Source organism: Streptomyces rubrogriseus, assembly GCF_027947575.1.
Taxonomy (GTDB): Bacteria; Actinomycetota; Actinomycetes; order Streptomycetales; family Streptomycetaceae; genus Streptomyces; species Streptomyces rubrogriseus.
In genome coordinates this window covers 5,524,944-5,543,155 of the sequence record NZ_CP116256.1, presented here as the reverse complement: position 1 = coordinate 5,543,155, position 18,212 = coordinate 5,524,944, and the positions used below count along the sequence as shown (strand labels likewise).

16 protein-coding genes are annotated in these 18,212 nt (G+C 71.3%); 10 read left to right on the top strand and 6 right to left on the bottom strand.

What is annotated here, in order from left to right; translation table 11 throughout:
• Positions 1–56: 56 nt before the first annotated feature.
• From Sru02f_RS25340 to Sru02f_RS25325, 4 genes are all read left to right on the top strand, one after another.
• The gene (locus Sru02f_RS25340; protein ID WP_109028577.1) at positions 57–1,085 is read left to right on the top strand and encodes a carbohydrate ABC transporter permease; all 1,029 of its coding nucleotides are present in this window, start codon (positions 57–59) and stop codon (positions 1,083–1,085) included.
• Positions 1,086–1,092: 7 nt separating this feature from the next.
• Complete coding sequence (locus tag Sru02f_RS25335) at positions 1,093–1,932, top strand: carbohydrate ABC transporter permease (protein WP_109028578.1); 840 nt, start codon at positions 1,093–1,095, stop codon at positions 1,930–1,932.
• 44 nt (positions 1,933–1,976) lie between these two features.
• Positions 1,977–3,335 carry a GH1 family beta-glucosidase gene (locus Sru02f_RS25330; protein WP_109028579.1) on the top strand — a complete coding sequence of 453 codons (1,359 nt, stop codon included), beginning with the start codon at positions 1,977–1,979 and terminating at the stop codon, positions 3,333–3,335.
• 153 nt (positions 3,336–3,488) lie between these two features.
• Positions 3,489–5,378 (top strand): discoidin domain-containing protein, encoded by a 1,890-nt coding sequence (locus Sru02f_RS25325; RefSeq protein WP_109028580.1) that lies wholly within the window; start codon positions 3,489–3,491, stop codon positions 5,376–5,378.
• 38 nt (positions 5,379–5,416) lie between these two features.
• Here the strand turns inward: Sru02f_RS25325 and Sru02f_RS25320 are convergent, their stop codons facing one another.
• Positions 5,417–6,235, bottom strand: coding sequence for an SAM-dependent methyltransferase (locus tag Sru02f_RS25320; RefSeq protein ID WP_164279784.1), 819 nt, complete (start codon positions 6,233–6,235; stop codon positions 5,417–5,419).
• A 160-nt stretch (positions 6,236–6,395) separates the two neighbouring features.
• Here Sru02f_RS25320 and Sru02f_RS25315 point away from each other — a divergent pair, with 160 nt between their 5' ends.
• The 4 genes from Sru02f_RS25315 (at position 6,396) to Sru02f_RS25300 (ending at position 11,560) form a co-directional block, all read left to right on the top strand.
• Entirely contained in the window at positions 6,396–7,181 is a 786-nt protein-coding gene (locus Sru02f_RS25315) for an SAM-dependent methyltransferase (RefSeq protein WP_109028582.1), read from the top strand.
• Between the two features lie 129 nt (positions 7,182–7,310).
• Entirely contained in the window at positions 7,311–8,969 is a 1,659-nt protein-coding gene (locus Sru02f_RS25310; protein WP_109028583.1) for a phosphodiester glycosidase family protein, read from the top strand.
• A gap of 76 nt (positions 8,970–9,045) precedes the next feature.
• Entirely contained in the window at positions 9,046–10,074 is a 1,029-nt protein-coding gene (locus Sru02f_RS25305) for an alpha/beta hydrolase (protein WP_109028584.1), read from the top strand.
• 130 nt (positions 10,075–10,204) lie between these two features.
• Entirely contained in the window at positions 10,205–11,560 is a 1,356-nt protein-coding gene (locus tag Sru02f_RS25300; RefSeq protein ID WP_109028585.1) for a M64 family metallopeptidase, read from the top strand.
• A 20-nt stretch (positions 11,561–11,580) separates the two neighbouring features.
• Here the strand turns inward: Sru02f_RS25300 and Sru02f_RS25295 are convergent, their stop codons facing one another.
• Both Sru02f_RS25295 and Sru02f_RS25290 read right to left on the bottom strand, forming a co-directional pair.
• Positions 11,581–12,141 (bottom strand): pyridoxamine 5'-phosphate oxidase family protein, encoded by a 561-nt coding sequence (locus tag Sru02f_RS25295; protein ID WP_109028586.1) that lies wholly within the window; start codon positions 12,139–12,141, stop codon positions 11,581–11,583.
• A gap of 50 nt (positions 12,142–12,191) precedes the next feature.
• Positions 12,192–13,094, bottom strand: a complete 903-nt coding sequence (locus Sru02f_RS25290) for an alpha/beta fold hydrolase (protein ID WP_109028587.1) — start codon at positions 13,092–13,094, stop codon at positions 12,192–12,194.
• A 138-nt stretch (positions 13,095–13,232) separates the two neighbouring features.
• Between Sru02f_RS25290 and Sru02f_RS25285 the strand changes: the two genes are divergently transcribed.
• Positions 13,233–13,703 carry a winged helix-turn-helix transcriptional regulator gene (locus tag Sru02f_RS25285; protein ID WP_238697768.1) on the top strand — a complete coding sequence of 157 codons (471 nt, stop codon included), beginning with the start codon at positions 13,233–13,235 and terminating at the stop codon, positions 13,701–13,703.
• Between the two features lie 102 nt (positions 13,704–13,805).
• Positions 13,806–14,921, top strand: a complete 1,116-nt coding sequence (locus Sru02f_RS25280; RefSeq protein WP_109028588.1) for a hypothetical protein — start codon at positions 13,806–13,808, stop codon at positions 14,919–14,921.
• A 52-nt stretch (positions 14,922–14,973) separates the two neighbouring features.
• Here the strand turns inward: Sru02f_RS25280 and Sru02f_RS25275 are convergent, their stop codons facing one another.
• From Sru02f_RS25275 to Sru02f_RS25265, 3 genes are read right to left on the bottom strand one after another with little or no spacing between them, the layout of a single operon-like run.
• Positions 14,974–16,428 carry an FAD-dependent oxidoreductase gene (locus Sru02f_RS25275; protein WP_109028589.1) on the bottom strand — a complete coding sequence of 485 codons (1,455 nt, stop codon included), beginning with the start codon at positions 16,426–16,428 and terminating at the stop codon, positions 14,974–14,976.
• Positions 16,421–17,617 (bottom strand): MAB_1171c family putative transporter, encoded by a 1,197-nt coding sequence (locus Sru02f_RS25270; protein WP_167469206.1) that lies wholly within the window; start codon positions 17,615–17,617, stop codon positions 16,421–16,423. The genes Sru02f_RS25275 and Sru02f_RS25270 overlap by 8 nt, the downstream gene beginning before the upstream one ends.
• Entirely contained in the window at positions 17,614–18,210 is a 597-nt protein-coding gene (locus tag Sru02f_RS25265; protein WP_167469207.1) for an ImmA/IrrE family metallo-endopeptidase, read from the bottom strand. The genes Sru02f_RS25270 and Sru02f_RS25265 overlap by 4 nt, the downstream gene beginning before the upstream one ends.
• Between the last annotated feature and the right edge of the window lie 2 nt (positions 18,211–18,212).

Here is an 18,212-nt window from a genome sequence, read left to right as displayed (position 1 = left end):
CCGACCCTCGACTTCGAACCGGCCCCACCGACTCCGACACGGACACGGACCTCGCCATGACCACCACGACCGCCTCGGCGCAGCCCGGCGAGCGGACGGTCGGCAAGAGCTCCCCCGGGACGGCGCGCGGACCCCGCCGCCGCCCCGGGCGGATCCGCCGCATCGGCCTGCCCTACCTGCTGCTCCTGCCGGCCCTGCTCCTCGAACTCCTCGTCCACCTGGTGCCGATGGTCATCGGCATCGTGATGAGCTTCAAGGAACTCACCCAGTTCTACATCCGCGACTGGACCACCGCCCCGTGGACCGGGCTCGACAACTTCACCATGTCGGTGGACTTCGACGCCCCCGTCGGCGAGGCGCTGCTCCACTCCTTCCTCGTCACCTGCGCCTTCACGATCCTCTCCGTCGGCCTGTGCTGGCTGATCGGCACCGCCGCCGCGATCTGCATGCAGGACGCCTTCCGCGGCCGTGGCCTGCTCCGCGCGATCTTCCTGGTGCCGTACGCCCTGCCGGTCTACGCGGCCGTCATCACCTGGGCGTTCATGTTCCAGCACGACAACGGCCTGGTGAACCACGTCCTGCACGACCAGCTGGGCCTCACCGACAAGCCCTCCTTCTGGCTGATCGGCGACAACAGCTTCGTCGCGCTGCTCGTCGTGTCGGTGTGGAAGGGCTGGCCGTTCGCCTTCCTCATCGTCATGGCCGGCCTCCAGAACATCCCCAAGGAGCTGTACGAGGCCGCCGCCCTGGACGGCGCCGGCGTCTGGCAGCAGATCCGCCGCATCACCCTGCCGTCGCTGCGTCCGGTCAACCAGGTCCTGGTCCTGGTGCTGTTCCTGTGGACGTTCAACGACTTCAACACGCCGTTCGTCCTGTTCGGCAAGGCGGCGCCGGAAGCCGCCGACCTGATCTCCATCCACATCTACCAGTCGTCCTTCGTCACCTGGAACTTCGGCGCCGGCTCCGCGATGTCGGTCCTGCTGCTGCTCTTCCTGCTGCTGGTGACGGGCGTGTACCTGTTCGTGACCTCCAGGACCGCGCGGGCCCCCCGCAACCCCCAGGAGAGGAAGACGGCCGATGTCTAGGTCCCCGATGGCGGCACCGCGCTCCTTCACCTGGACCCGCCGCGTCTTCCTCACCCTGCTGACCGGTTTCGTCCTGCTGCCGGTGTACGTCATGGTCTCCAGCTCGCTGAAGCCGCTCGAGGACGTCTCCAGCCAGTTCCACTGGCTGCCCAGCAACCTGACCATCCGCCCGTACATCGACATCTGGTCGACGGTCCCGCTGGCGAAGTACTTCCTCAACTCACTCATCGTGGCGGGCGCCGCGACCGTCTGCTCCGTCGTGATCGCGGTCTTCGCCGCCTACGCCGTCAGCCGCTACGAGTTCCGCGGCAAGCGCGTCTTCTCGGTGACCGTCCTGTCCACGCAGATGTTCCCGGGCATCCTCTTCCTGCTGCCCCTCTTCCTGATCTACGTCAACATCGGCAACGCCACCGGGATCGCCCTGTTCGGTTCCCGCGGCGGCCTCATCCTCACCTACCTGACCTTCTCCCTGCCCTTCTCCATCTGGATGCTGATCGGGTACTTCGACTCGGTACCCCGGGACCTGGACGAGGCGGCCCTCGTCGACGGCTGCGGGCCGCTGCGCGCCCTGTTCAAGGTCGTCGTGCCCGCCGCCATCCCCGGCATCGTCGCGGTCGCCGTCTACGCCTTCATGACCGCCTGGGGCGAAGTCCTGTTCGCCTCCGTCATGACCAACGACGCCACCCGCACCCTGGCGGTCGGACTCCAGGGCTACTCCACGCAGAACGACGTCTACTGGAACCAGATCATGGCCGCCTCGCTGGTCGTGAGCGTGCCCGTGGTCGCGGGCTTCCTGCTCCTCCAGCGCTACCTGGTGGCGGGCCTGACGGCCGGAGCCGTCAAGTGACCGGCACGCCCCACCGCTCTCACCCCCAACCCGAAAGGACCTTCGTGACCATCGACTTCGCCGCACTCCCGGACGACTTCCTGTGGGGCACGGCCACATCGGCGTACCAGATCGAGGGAGCCGTGGCGGAGGACGGACGTTCGCCGTCGATCTGGGACACCTTCTCGCACACCCCCGGGAAGATCGACAACGGCGACCACGGCGACGTCGCCTGCGACCACTACCACCGCACGCACGAGGACATCGAGCTGATGCGGCGCCTCGGCACCAACGCCTACCGCCTCTCCGTCGCCTGGCCGCGCGTGGTGCCGGGCGGCGACGGCCCGGTCAACGCCAAGGGCCTGGCCTTCTACGACCGGCTCGTCGACGACCTGCTGGCCGCCGGCATCACCCCGTCCGTCACCCTCTACCACTGGGACCTGCCGCAGGTGCTCCAGGACCGGGGCGGCTGGCCGGAGCGGGCCACCGCCGAACACTTCGCCGCGTACGCCGCCGTCGTCGCCGAACGCCTCGGCGACCGCGTCGGGCACTGGGCCACCCTCAACGAGCCGCTGTGCTCGGCCTGGATCGGACACCTGGAGGGCAAGATGGCCCCCGGCCGGACCGATCTGACGGCGGCCGTCCGCGCCTCCTACCACCTGCTCCTGGGGCACGGTCTGGCGATGCGGGCCATCCGCGCGGCGGCCCCGGACGCCCAGGTGGGCATCGTCAACAACCTCTCCACCATCCACGCCGCCACCGACCGCGAGGAGGATCTGGCCGCCGCCCGCCGCATGGACGGCCACACGAACCGCTGGTGGCTCGACCCGATCCACGGCCGCGGCTTCCCGCAGGACATGCGCGAGGTCTACGGCGTCGAACTCCCCGAGCGGCCAGGAGACATGCAGCTCATCGGCGCCGAGCTGGACTGGCTCGGCCTGAACTACTACTTCCCCCAGACCGTCGCCGCCGACCCCACCGGCCCAGCCCCGCAGGTGCGCACCGTCCGCCGCGCCGGCGTCCCGCGCACCGGCATGGACTGGGAGATCGACGCCGGCGGCATCGAGGACCTGCTGCTGCGCCTGACCGAGGAGTACGGACCGCGCAAGCTGTACGTCACCGAGAACGGCTCGTCCTTCCCCGACCTGGTCCGTCCCGACGGCACCGTCGACGACCCCGAGCGCCAGGAGTACCTGACCGCACACCTCGCGGCCTGTGCCTCCGCCGCCCGCAGGGGAGCCCCGCTGGCCGGGTACTTCGCTTGGTCGCTGCTGGACAACTTCGAGTGGGCGTACGGCTACGACAAGCGCTTCGGCCTGGTCCACGTCGACTACGCGACCCAGGTCCGCACGATCAAGGGCAGCGGACACCACTACGCGGACATCATCGGCCGGGCGCGGGGGAGGGAGCGCAAGGCCGCCTGAGCCCCGTGGTGGGTGCGGATGCGGGAGTCCGCGCCCACCACGGTCCGCGTGCACGGACTTCCCTGTTCGTATGTCAGGTTCATGACACCAGCCGTGACATTGCCCATGCCGTTACCCATGGCGTTGTCCAGTCGTCCCAAGGAGAAGAACCGCATGCCGTCCCGTACCCCCCGCACCCTTCTCACCGCCCTGACCGCGCTCGCCGTGCTGGCCGCGGTCCCGTCCCTCACCACCCCCGTTCCGGCCGCCGCCCAACCGTCCGTCGCCGCGGCCGCGGCCTGGGACACCGACCGCGCGGCCACCGCGTACGCCGCCGACCCGGCCGCGGTCACCGCCTCGGCCGGCGAGAACGCCGGCACCGCGCCCGGCCTCGCCTTCGACGGCGACGGCGGCACCCGCTGGTCCAGCGACTTCACCGACGACGCCTGGATCCGCGTCGACCTCGGCACGACGATCCGCGTCGACCGGGTGACGCTGGACTGGGAGGCGGCCCACGGCAAGAGATACGTACTGGAAGCGTCCACGAACGGCACCGACTGGACGCCCTTCTACACCGAGACCGCAGGCACCGGAGGCTCGGTCACCGCGCACACCTACCCGCAGGAGGTGCGGGCCCGCTACGTCCGCATGCGCGGCATCGAACGCGCCACCCCCTACGGCTACTCCCTCTACTCCTTCAAGGTCTACGGCGGCGAACCGGCTCCCGCCTCCACCACCCGCACCAACCTCGCCCTCAACCACCCCGCGTACTCGAACGTCTACCAGCACGCCGGAAACTCACCCGCGTTCGTCACCGACGGCGGCCGCCCCGCCGACCTCAAGGCCGACACCACCCGCTGGTCCAGCGACTGGAACGCCGACCGCTGGGTCTCCGTCGACCTCGGCGCCACCTCCACCATCGACACCGTCGAGCTGTACTGGGAGGCGGCCTACGCCGTCGACTACGAACTCCAGGTCTCCGACGACAACCGCACCTGGCGCACCGTGTACCGCCCCTCCGCGGCCGAGGCCGCCGCCCGCCGCGCCGACGTCAGGTCGCCGGGCGAGGCCACCGGCCGCCACGACACCGTGCGCCTGCCCCAGCCAGCCACCGGCCGCTACGTCCGCATGCTCGGCAAGGAACGCCGCTCCTTCTACAACCCGGCGCCCGCCACCGCCCAGTTCGGCTACTCCCTCTACGAGTTCGAGGTCTGGGGCACCGGAGGCAGCGCGGCCGCCGCCTACCCGGCGCTGCCCGGCGAACAGTCCGGCACCTACCGGACCACGTTCTTCGACGACTTCACCTCCGCCGCGCTGGACCGCGGCAAGTGGCGCGTGGTCCGCACCGGCACGGAGATGGGCTCCGTCAACGGCGAGTCGCAGGCCTACGTCGACTCGGCCGACAACATCCGCCTGGAGAACGGCGCCCTGGTCCTGCGCGCCGAGCACTGCAAGGGCTGCACGAAGGCGGGCGGCGGCACCTACGACTTCACGTCCGGCCGCATCGACACCAACACGAAGTTCGACTTCACCTACGGCCGGGTCAGCGCCCGCATGAAGCTCCCCGTCGGCGACGGCTTCTGGCCCGCCTTCTGGCTGCTCGGCAGCGACGTCGACGACCCCTCCGTGTCCTGGCCCGCATCCGGCGAGACCGACATCATGGAGAACATCGGCTACGGCGACTGGACCAGCAGCGCCCTGCACGGCCCCGGCTACTCGGCGGACGGCAACATCGGCGCACGCCAGGTGTACCCGGGCGGCGGCCGGGCCGACCAGTGGCACACCTACGCGGTGGAGTGGACCCCGACGGGCATGAGGTTCTCCGTCGACGACCGGGTGGTCCAGGAGACGTCGCGCAACAAACTGGAGTCGACACGCGGCGCCTGGGTCTTCGACCACGACCAATACGTCATCCTCAACCTCGCGCTCGGCGGCGCCTACCCGGCGGGCTGGAACCAGGTCACCAGTCCGTACTGGGGGCTGCCGCAGTCCAGCGTGGACCGGATCGCGGCCGGGGGAGTGCAGGCCGAGGTGGACTGGGTGCGGGTGGAGCAGAAGGGATAGCCGGCCGCCGTCGGCCGGGGCCGGGCCGCCGCCGTGCGTCAGGCGTCCTTGCGTGCCACTCCGCCGTAGATGCCGATCGGCGGGGCGTCGGGGCGCCGCGTCTCCTCGGGGCGCCAGTCGGTGACCCGGACCAGACCCGGCTCCACGAGCGAGAAGTCACCGAACAGGTCGAGGACCGCGGCGTGCGACCGCAGGTTGAGGGACGCGGTGGCCTTGTTGTAGACGGCCGCCGCGTCCTCGCGCCGGTCCTCGTGGACGTCGCCCGTCGCGTGCGACAGGACGAGGTAGGAACCGGCGGGCAGCGCGTCGCGCAGGGTGGCGACGATGCCCACCGGGTCCTGCGCGTCGGCCACGAAGTGCACGACGGCGACCAGCAGCAGCGCCACCGGCCGGTCGAAGTCGATGACCGCGCGTACCTCGGGATGGTCGAGGATCGTGCGCGGGTCGCGCAGGTCGGCCAGGACGACGGCGGTGTCCGGGTCGTCGGCCAGGGCCCTCGAGTGGGTGGCGACGATGGGGTCGTTGTCGACGTACGCGACCCGGGTACCGGGTGCGAGGGACCGCGCGATCTGGTGCACGTTGGGTTCGGTGGGCAGGCCCGTGCCCACGTCGAGTATCTGGCGGACGCCGCCCTCGGCCACCACGTGCCGCACCGCCCGGTGCATGAAGTGCCGGTTGGCGAGAACTCCCTCACGCACCTCGGGCGCCGACTTCATGAACTGCTCGGCGGCCCTCTGGTCGACCTCGTAGTTGTCCTTCCCGCCGAGGAAGTAGTCGTACATCCGTGCGGGATGGGGCCTGCTCGTGTCGATCCGGTCGGGGTGGGCGGCGCTCTCACCACTGCTCAGGGAGGTCATGCGGCCTGACTCCGTCCTCAACTCGTGGGCCACCCAAGGCGCCGGAGTGATGAGCGCCCGGGTGAGCGCCGGTCGGAACATCATCTTGGCACGGGAGCGGACGCCGGTCCCACTACGCTGACGACCCGACGATGCCGTCCCGCGTACGGAGGAGTGTCCTGTGACCGCCGGTACACCCAGACCCCACATCGACACGAGCAGGCCGCACCCGGCCCGCGTCTACGACTGGCTGCTGGGCGGCAAGGACAACTACCCCGTCGACCAGCGGGTCGGCGAGACCCTCCCCGCGGAGGCACGCGGCAACGCGGCCCGGAACCGGGCGTTCATGCACCGCGCGGCGGCCTGGCTGGCGAAGAACGGCGTCGACCAGTTCCTGGACATCGGCACCGGCATCCCCACCCAACCCAACCTGCACCAGATCGTGCAGGCGATCAGCCCGGCCGCCCGGATCGTCTACGCGGACAACGACCCGATCGTCCTCAGGCACGCGGAGGCGCTGCTGACCAGCACCCCGGAGGGAGTCACGGACTTCCTCCACGCCGACGTACGGCAGCCCGCGACGATCCTCGCACGCGCCCGGGAGGTACTGGACCTCGACCGTCCGATCGCCCTCTCCCTGATCGCGCTCCTGCACTTCCTGCCGGACGACGAGGACCCGTACCGTGTCGTGCGCACCCTCGTGGACACCCTGCCCTCCGGCAGCTACCTGCTCCTGTCGCACGGCACCGCCGACCAGCACCCGGAGCTGAGGCAGGAGACCGAGTCCGCCTACAAGAAGGGGGCCATCCCGCTGCGGATGCGCACCCGGAGCGAGGTCGAGCCCTTCTTCTCCGGCCTCGAACTCGTCGAGCCCGGCCTGGTGTCCGCGACCGAGTGGTACCAGGAGGAGCCGGCACCGGCGCGGGAACGCAGCGGCTTCTATGCGGGCGTGGCGCGGATCCCCTGACCGGGGGCGCATGCGAACCGGACGGACTTCCGCCTTCCGAGGCGGCCTTGACGTGGGCCGGGACCGGCCGATACTTGTGCGCAGCATGGGTCGGTCGGTGTCCGTGGTCGGCGCGAGACGGGACGACAGATGAAGCTGAGGAAGAGGCGGCTGTGCGCCGCCACGGGTGTCGTTCTCGGCGCCCTCACCGCGCTGGCCGCGCTGCCACCGGCCGCCGTGGCGTCCCCGGACCCCGGTGGGCACCCGCCGACGGCCCGTCGCGCCCTCCCCCTGGGCCCCGCCGGCCTCCCCGAGCGCCGCACCACGACCACCCTCCAGCCGGGCGTCACCCTGACCCGCATCGTGCGCGGGAACGCCGAGGACCCGGCACTCCACTGGACCGTCGAGGCGTCCATCCCCGGCGGCGACACCTCCCCGGACCCCGACGCGCCGCCGACGGCGCTGAAGGACCGGGCGAGCGCCGACCAACTGGCCGCGGAACTGCGGCGGGACGGCTTCGAGGCGAGGGTGGAGGAGGTGACGACACCCGCGACGGCCGACTACCGGGGTGGCACCCTCGGCTGGCGGGTCCGCGTCGGCACCTTCGACTCGCAGACAGCCGCGACGGCCGAACGCACCCGCCTGAGAGCTGCCGGGTACTCGGGCTCGGCCGTCTACACCGGCTGGGACGGCGCGGCGACGGACCGGGGCCCGTGGCACGTCGACGTACTCACCATCGACCCGCGCACGTTCCGCGGCACCCTCGACGCGTCGTACGGCCCCGACCTGGAGAACCGCGAGACGACCAGCGCGCTCGCGGCGTCGGCCGCCGCCACGGCCGCGGTCAACGCCGGCTTCTTCGTCCTCGACCCCAGGGCGGGCGCACCGGGCGACCCCGCCGGAGTGGGCGTGTACGACGGCCGCCTGCTGAGCGAACCGGTGGCCGGACGCCCGGCCCTGGTCGTCCACGACAACGGCCGCCGCACCGAGATCGCCCGCCTCACCTGGCAGGGCCGGATCGCCACCCGAGCCGCCTCCCTCCCCCTGAACGGCGTCAACCGCGTACCCGGGCTGATCAGGAACTGCGGCGGCAGCGCGGGCGACACCCCGACGTCGCTCCCATTGCACGACGTCACCTGCACCAACCCCGACGAGCTGGTCGCCTTCACCCCGGACTACGGCGGCCGCAGCCCCGGGGGCGAAGGCATGGAAGCCGTGCTGGACGCCCAGGAGCGGGTCGTGGAACTGCGCTCACCGCGCGGTGGAACGATTCCCCGGGGCGGCAGCTCGGTCCAGGCGACGGGCGAACGCGTCGCCGACCTGACCGCGACGGCCCGCGTCGGCGAGCGCCTGCGCGTGAGCACGACCCTGCTGGACGACCGAGCCCGCCGGATGCCCACCTCGCCCGGTACCGACATCGTGAACGCGGGCCCCGAGCTGGTCCGCGACGGCCGTGTCCACGTCACCCCCGCCACCGACGGCATGGTGCACCCCGGCGACCCGAGCTGGTACTACGGCTGGGTCCACAAGCGCAACCCGCGCACCCTGGCCGGGGTGGACGCCGCGGGCCGGACCGTCCTCGTCACCGCCGACGGGCGCAGCACGGACTCCCTCGGACTCAGCATCGGCGAGAGCGCGGAGGTCGCGAGGTCACTCGGCCTGCGCGCCGCCGTCAACCTGGACGGCGGCGGCTCTACGACGATGGTGGCCGAGGGCGCCGTACTCAACTCCCCCTCGGACGCAGCGGGCGAACGCCCGGTCGGCGACGCGCTGTTGATCCTGCCGCGCCGGCACGACGCCCGCCCCTGACCAGGTCCGCCACGACCGCCCGCCGGACGCACCACGCACCACGCACCACGCACAGCAACCCACCCAGGGAGCCGCCGTGTTCGCGAACGTGCCCACCGTCCTCACCCCGCTGCGAGCCAGACTCCTCCTGGTCCTCGCCGTCCTGCTGGCCGTCCTGACGCCGACCGCTCCTGGGGCCCTGGCCGCCGGGAAACCGGGGACCGGCGCCACCCGCCCCGGCGCGGAGGTCGTCGCCGTCACCCGGGTCGCGGACCGGCAGGTCGACCTGTCGGTGCGGTCTACGGCCCTGGGTGGCCGCACGGTCGAAGTCCGGCTCCTCACCCCCGACGGCTGGAACCCGCACGACCGACGCCACCGGCAGCACTGGCCCACCCTCTGGCTCCTGCACGGCTGCTGCGGCGACTACACGTCGTGGACGAGCATGACGGACGTGGCGGAGACGGAGAGCCTGCGCGACGTCCTGGTCGTGATGCCCGAGGCGGGCTGGAACGGCTGGTACAGCGACTGGTGGAACCACGGCCGGGGCGGCGACCCGGCATGGGAGACGTTCCACACGAAGGAGCTGCGCCACCTCCTGGAACGCGACTGGGGCGCGGGCAGCAACCGCGTGGTCGCGGGCCTGTCCATGGGCGGCCAGGGCGCACTGCTGTACGCCGCCCGGCACCCCGGGATGTTCCGGGCGACGGCCGCCTTCTCCGGCTCCGCCCATCCCCTCCTGAACGACGAGTCGGTCGACCGCATCATGGGCTTCTTCGCCGGCCAGGACAACGACCCGCTCCGCGTCTGGGGCGACCCGGTCGCCCAACGCGGCATCTGGCAGGCCCACGACCCCTTCCACCTCGCCAAGCGACTGAGGTCGATCCCGGTCTACCTCTCCTGCGGCGACGGCACCACCGGCCCCCTGGACGCACCGGGCGCCACGAGCGCCCTGGAGGCCGACTTCAACCGACAGAACCACGCGCTCGCGGCCGAGCTGAAGCGCGTCGGCGCGAGGCACGTGACGACCAACTTCTACGGCCCGGGGACCCATGGCTGGGCCTACTGGGAGCGTGAGCTGCACGCGTCCCTGCCGATGCTGCTGGGCGCGCTGGGGGTCGGCGACTGACCGCACGCCGTCCAGCAACACCCGCATCCCACCCGCCCCTTGCCAGAAGCGCTGACCGGCCCCTAACTTAAGCGAGCACTTAACTGCACTTAATTACGCAGTTACTTCAATCGGGTTGGGGGAGAGCTTCGTGCACACAGGCCTGCGCAGGTCGGCGGCGGCAACCGTCCTCGCCCTCTCCGTCTCCCTGACCGCGGTCGACGGCGCGGGCGCCGCCGACGCACCGACGGCCGGCGCCGGCCCGTACGTCGACGTCGAGTACTTCCCGGAGCCGACCGGCGGGGGCGCGCGCACCAGCGTCCCGGCCGGCAGCCCGCACACCCAGCCGGACGGGCCGACCGGGTCCGACTCCCGGAAACGCACCGCCGCCGCATCCGAGGACGGCGAGGTCGTCCCGCTCGCCGAGACCGGCCCGACCGCCGACCGCCTCGACGTCACGATCGTCGGCGACGGCTACACCTCCGCCGAGCAGGACGACTTCCTCGAGGACGCGCGTGCGAAGTGGGACGAGGTCACCGACATCGACCCCTACAAGAGCTACGAGGGCCTCTTCAACGTCTGGGCCGTGAAGGCCGTTTCCGAGGACTCCGGCGTCACCGGCGACCCGACCCGGGACGTCGTCAGGAACACCGCGCTCGGCTCGTACTTCTGGTGCGGCGACACGGAGCGCCTGATCTGCGTCGACCTCGACAGGACGAAGACCTACGCGGACAGGGCACCGGCGACCGACCTGGTGATCGTGGTCTCCAACTCCGCCAAGTACGGCGGTGCCGGCTACTCCGGACTCGCGGCGGACTACGGCTACGACGGCGTCTCCACGCTCTCCTCCGACAACGACCGGTCCACCCTGATAGCCGCCCACGAGATGGCCCACTCCATAGGCCTCCTGGCGGACGAGTACCAGTACGAGGGCTACGGCGACTACCCCTACCCCGAGCCCGCCCATCCCAACGCCTCGACCCTGACGGCGGACGACATGGCGAGGCAGCGCACCAAGTGGGCGTCCTGGCTCGGCGAGACCGACCCGAGCGGCGGCGTAGTCGGCACCTTCGAGGGCGCCGACTACTACGAGTACGGGGTGTACCGTCCCACGGAGAACTCCATCATGCGGTCACTGAACACCGACCGGTTCAACCTCCCCGGCCGGGAGGCGATGATCGCCGGCTTCTACCGCTCGGCCAACGCCCTCACCCCGCTGCGGAACACGGCGACCCGGGCCACGCGCTTCACCCGCCTCTCCGTGGAACTCGCCGACCTGGGCCCCGCCACGGGACTCTCCCGACCGCAGCTCCGCTGGTACGTCGACGGACGCGAGGCCAGGCACGCCCGGGGCAGGACCTCCGTCCTCCCGGCCGCCCTGGGCGTCCCGGCCGACCGGCGCACCCACAAGGTGACCGCAACGGTGGTCGACACGACGACCGCCGTCCGCAGCCACGCCGTCCGGGACCTCACGTCCAACTCGGCGACCTGGACGGTCGGCCGCTGACGCGCTGCCTGCCCGGTCACTCAGAATGCCCACCGCGTATGGCTGTAGACCCCGTCGTCCCGGCCGAACCCGTACGCGGTGACCGGGGCCACCGCGAACAGCACCGCGTCGCCGCGCCGCATGGCGTCCCCGATGCCGTGGAAGGTGCCTTCGGCCGACGTGATGTGCGACCCGTACTTCGCCTCGTACGCCGCGATCACCTCCTCCAGCACCGCCGGATCACCGACCCGCTCCGCCTCGCCCTCGACGACGAGGTCGAACCCCTCGGTGAGCGAGTTCCCGCCCGTGATCAGCGCGCAGTGCGCGTCGTGCGCCAGGTTCCGGGCCTTCTGCTCACCCGGTCCGGTGGAGAAATACAGCACACCGTCGTGCCACGCCGCGATCACCGGCGTGACGTGCGGCCCGCCACCGGGCCGCACCGTGGCCACCCAGAAGATCTCGGCGGCCTCCAGACGCCGCCGGGCCTCGTCCCACTCGGTGGCGGTGACGTCCGCGGCGCCCGGACGGGGATGGAGTGCGGAGCTGTAGCGGGCGTCGAGTTCGGTGGTGGGCTGCTCGGCGGCAGGTCGTTGCACGGACATGGCGGACTCCTTGCTCTCGTGTCCGTAACGACTGCCGGCCGGCCCGGAAATCATCGGTGCTCCCGATGGAGTACCACTGACGTCAGGAACGGTTCGAGCAGGCGGAGCAGCGCTTCGGGGCGATGCAGCGGGATGATGTGCCCGCAGTCCTCGATCACATGGCCGACCAGGTGATCGGTGACCGGCCGCAGCTGCCGTTCGAGGGCCCGCCCCACCGGACGGGCGCCGACGGCCATGGTGGGGACGGTCAGCCGCCCGCCGGCGACGGCCTGCGCGATCTGCTCGCTGCTCGTGGGCAGCGCCCGGTAGTACGAGAAGGCGCAGCGCAGGGCCTCGGTCCCGGTGTACGCCCGCACGAAGGCGTCCCGGACGGCGGGGTCGACGCCCTCCCCGAGGGAACCGGCGTCCAGGAACCAGTCGACGTACTGGGCCTCGTGCCCGGCCAGCACCGTCTCCGCGAGACCGGGCACCGCGTGGAAGCCGAACCACCAGGGCGCCCCGCGCGCGAGAAACTCCTCGGCCCCCGGCAGCCCGCCCAGCAGTGACTCCATGACGACGAGCCGCCCGACGAGGTCGGGCCGGTGCATGGCGAGAAGGAACGCGGGCGGGGTTCCGGCGTCGATGCCGACGACGTCCGCCGAGCGGACTCCGAGGGCTTCCAGCAGCGCTTCGGCATCGCACGCGAGTGTGCCGGCGTCGTATCCGTCCGCCGCACGCGTACTCGCCCCCGCGCCTCGCATGTCCGGTGCGACGACCCGGTGGTGTTCGGCGAGGGGGCCCATGACGCGGGTCCACAGCTGCCACGTGTGCGGGAAGCCGTGCAGCAGCAGCACGGCGGGGCCCTCGCCCTGGAGGGCCACGTCGAGTTCGACGCCGTTGACCGCGACGCGCCGGAGTTCGACGCCCGGAGGGCGGGGATCGGAGGAGTGGGACGAGGCGACGGGCGTGAGCACGAGAAACCCCTGGGGTCGGCCGAAGCAGTTACCGGAAAGCAGTTACCAAGACGCAGTTACCAATGGTGACAACAGAACGATAGGAAACTAGGCTGGGCGATCCAAGACCGCACTTCCGCCACAGGTGGTGAGCCCCGGGTGACCTCCTCGACGTCACGTCCTCCGCACCTCCCTCGCGGAGACCTGTTCGACCCGCAGTGCCCCACCCGCCGCCTCCTCGACCGGATCGGCACCAAGTGGACGTCCATGGCCGTCAAAGTGCTGGCGGAGGCCTCCCCGGAGGAGGTGCGGTTCGCGGAACTGCAGCGCAGGATGACCGGCATCTCGCAGAAGATGCTGTCGGTGACCCTTCAGGGCCTCACCCGTGACGGCCTGGTCGGCCGCAGAGTCGAGCCGACGGTCCCGCCGCGCGTGTACTACCGGCTCACCCCGCTCGGCCTGACCCTGGAAGAGCCGCTGGCCGCACTCCGCGAGTGGGCCGAGGCACACATGGCCGAGGTGGACCGAGCCCGTCGGCGAAGCGAGGCGCTCGACGTCGAGGCCCCGACTGTGACCGGTGTGTCACCAGCGGTGACCCCGGTACGGCAGACTGCTGTACGTGACGGGTGAACCGGTACGTGACAAGGGATCAGGCGGGTTTCGAGCGGCCCGGCCGACACGGGCGTCAGCGGCCGCCGGAGACGGGATGCGACGTGTTGCGGGGGGACGAGCATGACGACGACCGCTTCACCGGACGGGACTCCGGAGCCGCGCCCCGACGATGAAGGCGGCGGCGCCCCCGCCGAGCCCACGGGACAGCACGCGGACACGGACGGGGACACGCCCCCACCGCCCGCCGACCCCGCGCCGCCCGCCCCGCAGCCGCCCGCCGGCGGGGGAGACCGCCCCGACGAGAGCTTCGAGGTGCTCGTCTCCGACGTGCTCGGGGTTGACCCCGAGGCCTCCCGGCGCAAGAAGCTCCGCTGGCTGTTCGTGAAGGCGGCCGTCGGTCTCCTGGGCGTCCTGGGCGCGGTGCTGGTGGCGTACCTCATGATCAAGCCGAGCACGATCAGGGAGAACGACACCAACACCGGTATCGACGCGGCCAAGACCCCGTTCACGGTGTCGGTGCGGCCGGAGGAGGGCGAGCCCCCCACGTGGGCGATGGTCCTCGACCGTGAGCTGACCGCCGACGAGGCGCGGAAACTGACGACCGGCGACCCCGGTTCCGCCTTCTCCTACCTGAGGGAGCTGGGCGGCCGCCCGCTCGTGTACGCGTCCGTGATGGAACACGCCCCCGAGCGGTACGAGCGGAACACCAGGGACGGAGGTCTGGAACTCACCGACGCGTTCAAGATGACCGTGCTGAGCACCCGGTCCTCCGCCGTGGTCATCGACGGCTGGAAGACCACCGGCATCACGTGCCACAAGAGCACCACGCAGACCGTCGTCGCCATGCCGCCCCAGGGCGGAGCCACCTATCAGGGCATCAGGCTCCACCTTCCGCCGCGCGCCGAGGAGCCCGTCCTCACCGACGACGCCGAGGGGCAGGGCGAGTCCTACTTCGGCACCCACTACATCGAGGTCGGCGGCGGCCAGCCCTCGGGCGGCCTCAGGGTGGAGGCGATCGCGCCACGGGGGCAGGCGTGCGAGTGGGGCATCAAGGTCCACTACAACGACTCCTACCAGAAGGGCGAGTGGCTCCAGCTGAAGGACGCCAAGGGCAAGCCGCTGCGCATCCGCACGGAGTCCGTCCCGGCGGACCTCCGGCAGAAGTGGGTCTTCGCTTCCGTCGCCTGGACGCCGTGCCACCAGGACCCCGAGGGTCCGTTGTGCGAGCTGGCCTGACCGCCGAGGCCGTGACCCCTTTCCTGAGGCTTGCCGTAGCGGAAGTACAGCACTACGGCCCAACGGTCTTTCGCTCCGCATCGGTCAGGGGCGGCCCTTGCAGGTGCGGTCTTCTGGGGCCGAGGAGCATGGGGATGAGCATGTCGGGCGAGAACAGCCGGGTCGCGGGTCGCTCCAGGCTCATGACATCCAGCAGGGCAGCCATGGCGCGCGGATTGCGTGCGCCGGTCTCCACGGCCTTGTCGACGAAGCGCGCGAGGAGACGTTCGACGCCGTTGGGCGGGGTGTCGGTGGCTCCCGGATACAGGGCGTCCTGGCCGACGGCCAGGTCCCAGGCGGCGGCCACCGGTCGTGCGGCGGCGCGCTGAAGACGCCGTGCGAGGCCCGGTTGTCCCAGCCGGGTCGCGCCGAGCGTGTCGCGGACGGCGAGGGCGCACTGGGCTGCGACGGTCAGACCATGGCCGTAGACGGGGTTGTAGCCGGCGATGGCGTCGCCGAGGACGAGGAAGCCGTCCGGCCAGTGTTTGACCCGCTCGTAGTAGCGACGGCGGTTGGCCGTGGCCCGGGTGGTGACGATGTCCCCGAGTGGCTCGAGGCCCTTGACGAGTTCGCCGATGACGGGATCGTCGAGGTTGAGTGCGAAGTCGACGAAGGCGCCGGGATCGTCGGTGGGTTCACCGCCGCGGGTACCGGCCAGCGTGACGATCCAGCGGTTCCCCTCGATGGGCAGGACGATGCCTCCCCGCCCGGGTGCCTTGGCCGGGTTGGCCTGTACGTTCACGAGGGGGAAGTCGATGTTCCGGGCCGCCTCGGGGGCCCGGTAGAGACGGGTGGCGTAGGCGACGCCGGCGTTGACCTCGCGCTCAGTGACGCTCGGCCCGCCCAGCTCGGTGAGCCAATGCGGCGCGCGCGACCCCCGACCCGAGGCATCGACGACCAGGTCCGCGCGCAGGGTGCGTTCCCCGGCGTCGGCTTCGGCGTCGACGCCTGTGTTGGCGCCTGCGTCGGCTTCGGCCGCTGCTCCTGCGCGTATGCGGACGCCGGTGACCGCTGTGGCGTCGCCTTCGAGGCCGAGCACGGTCGTCTCCTGGCGGAGCGTGATGCGTTCGTCGGCCAGGACGCGGCCTCGCAGAACGGAGTCGAGGAGGTCGCGGGAGCAGACCAGGTTGCGGTGATGGGTGGAGGTGAAACGGCGGAACCACACTTCGTTGGGGGCCCGGGAGACCATGTCGCCCATGATGTGCACCAGGCGGCCGCCGTGGGCGACGATCTCCCCGGTGAGACCGGGGAGGAGGTCGTCGAAGGCCTTGACTCCTCCGCTCCACACCAGGTGTGCGTGGCGGGCCTGGGGGACGCCCCTGCGCGGTTCGGGCCCCTCGGGGAGGCGGTCGCGTTCGACGACGGTGACGTCGGCGAAGTCCGCGAGGGCCGCCGCGGCGAGCAGACCGGTGGCACTGGCGCCGATGACCACTGCGGTGGGCCGGCGGGTGACGATTCCTTCAGCCATGGTGATGCGCGCTTTCTGTGCTGGTCATGCGTCGGCGAACGTCTTGGAGAATGCGGGGCCGGTGCAGGGCGGACGCGATGCCTTCGATGTGGCCGCCCACGACCGCGCCTCCCCGCGGCCCCTGGACCGGGGAGACGGAAGGTCCGCCCTGCCGGTAGGCGCTGATGGCGGCAGTGATCGTGACGGCTCCGGCGACACCGTCCGCGTCGGCTTCCGGGACGCCGTGCCCGGCCCGTGCGGCTTCGCGGGCCCGCTGGTAGAGCACCGGGTCGAGGTAGGGGCCGAGCATGCGCAGCGCGTCGTGGATGCGCTGCCGGCGTTGCAACAGCCGCAGGTCGAGTGGAGTCCACGGTCCGAAGCGCGCTTCGGCCGCCGCCGGGGTGAGGCTGCTCAGCGCGTGCCACAGCGGGGCGAGCCGACGGTACTCGCGCCGGTCCCGGACCCACTTCTGCACGAAGGGCCCGGCCTGGGGGACGATGAAGCCGAGCGCGACCAGGGCGGCTTCCAGTAGCGCGAACGGGGGCGCGGCCTGAGTGCTCAGTACGTCCCAGTCGTGTCCCGACCAGCGGGCCCCGATCGCAGCCGTCTTCGCCACATCGAAGACGAGCCCTGACGCGAAGCCCAGTTGCAGGAACACCACTCCTGCCTTCAGCCAGCGGTTGGCCACTTCGGGGAACCACTTCCACAGCATGGAGACCGCCACGAGGGACGACACCGTGTGCGCGGCGATGTAGAGGAGGATGTGCTCGCGCATCCAGGGGGTGCCGGCGTAGTAGGTGTCCAGGTCGTAGACGCGTGCCGTGGGGACGTCGGCCAGGATGAACGTCAGCCACAGGACGGCGACGATGCCCGCGTAGATCCAGTAGATGCGGCGGATCCTGCGCCGCCGTCTCACCGACGGTGGCTCCCGCCAGCGCATGATCATGGTCAGGCCGGTGGCGCAGAAGGCCGTCAGGAAGGAGTAGGCCCAGGGGGAGGCGATGTTCGGTACACCCGTGAGGACGTTGAGCCGTTCTATGTTGACCGGGGTGATCACGACCAGCACGGCGGTGGCCCAGATCAGCAGGAGAGTGGTGGCCCTGACGTCCGGGTCGCGCGAGGCCCGCAGGAACGTGGGGAGCTTCAGCACGAGGGCCAGCGCCAGCAGCGCGGTGGGCAGGATGTAGGGAATGTGAAAGGACGGGCTCATGGCAGCAGGTGCCCGCCGCGGTTGCTCAGGGACAGGTTGATGCGGCCTTCCACGGTGTCCGCGCTGACCGGGCCCTGCGCGTACCGGCCCTTCATCCAGGTGCGGACCTCCCGGCCGAAGAGGAGCCCGAACGTCTCGGCGTCCGCCTCGTGGTCGTCGCGGGATTTGGCTCGGGCGGCGACGGCGAGGAGTGCGTCGGAGGGCACCTCGTGCGCCGCGAGGATCTGTTCGACGGCCCGCTCGATCACCTCCCCGGCCTGCTCGGTGGGCAGCGCACGGGCGGCCGTCGGCATCCCCGCCACGTGGTGTCCGCAGTCGCCCTGCTCCTCGTGCCACAGCTCATGGCCCAGAATGACCAACTGCGCCTCGGGAACGGTGTGTTCCTCCACCACGATGATGGAGTGGTCCCCGCAGTCCAGGCGCATGCCGGAGACGGGGATGTCCGGCGGGAACCCTCGGAACACGAGACGGATCGGCCGGCCGGTGCGGGCGCTCATGGCCTCGCAGAAGGCTGCCATCACCTCCCGGGGCTCGGCCGGCCGCCGAATGGCCCCCGCCGTGCGCCGGCCCAGGAAGGAGAGTAAGGACTTCATCG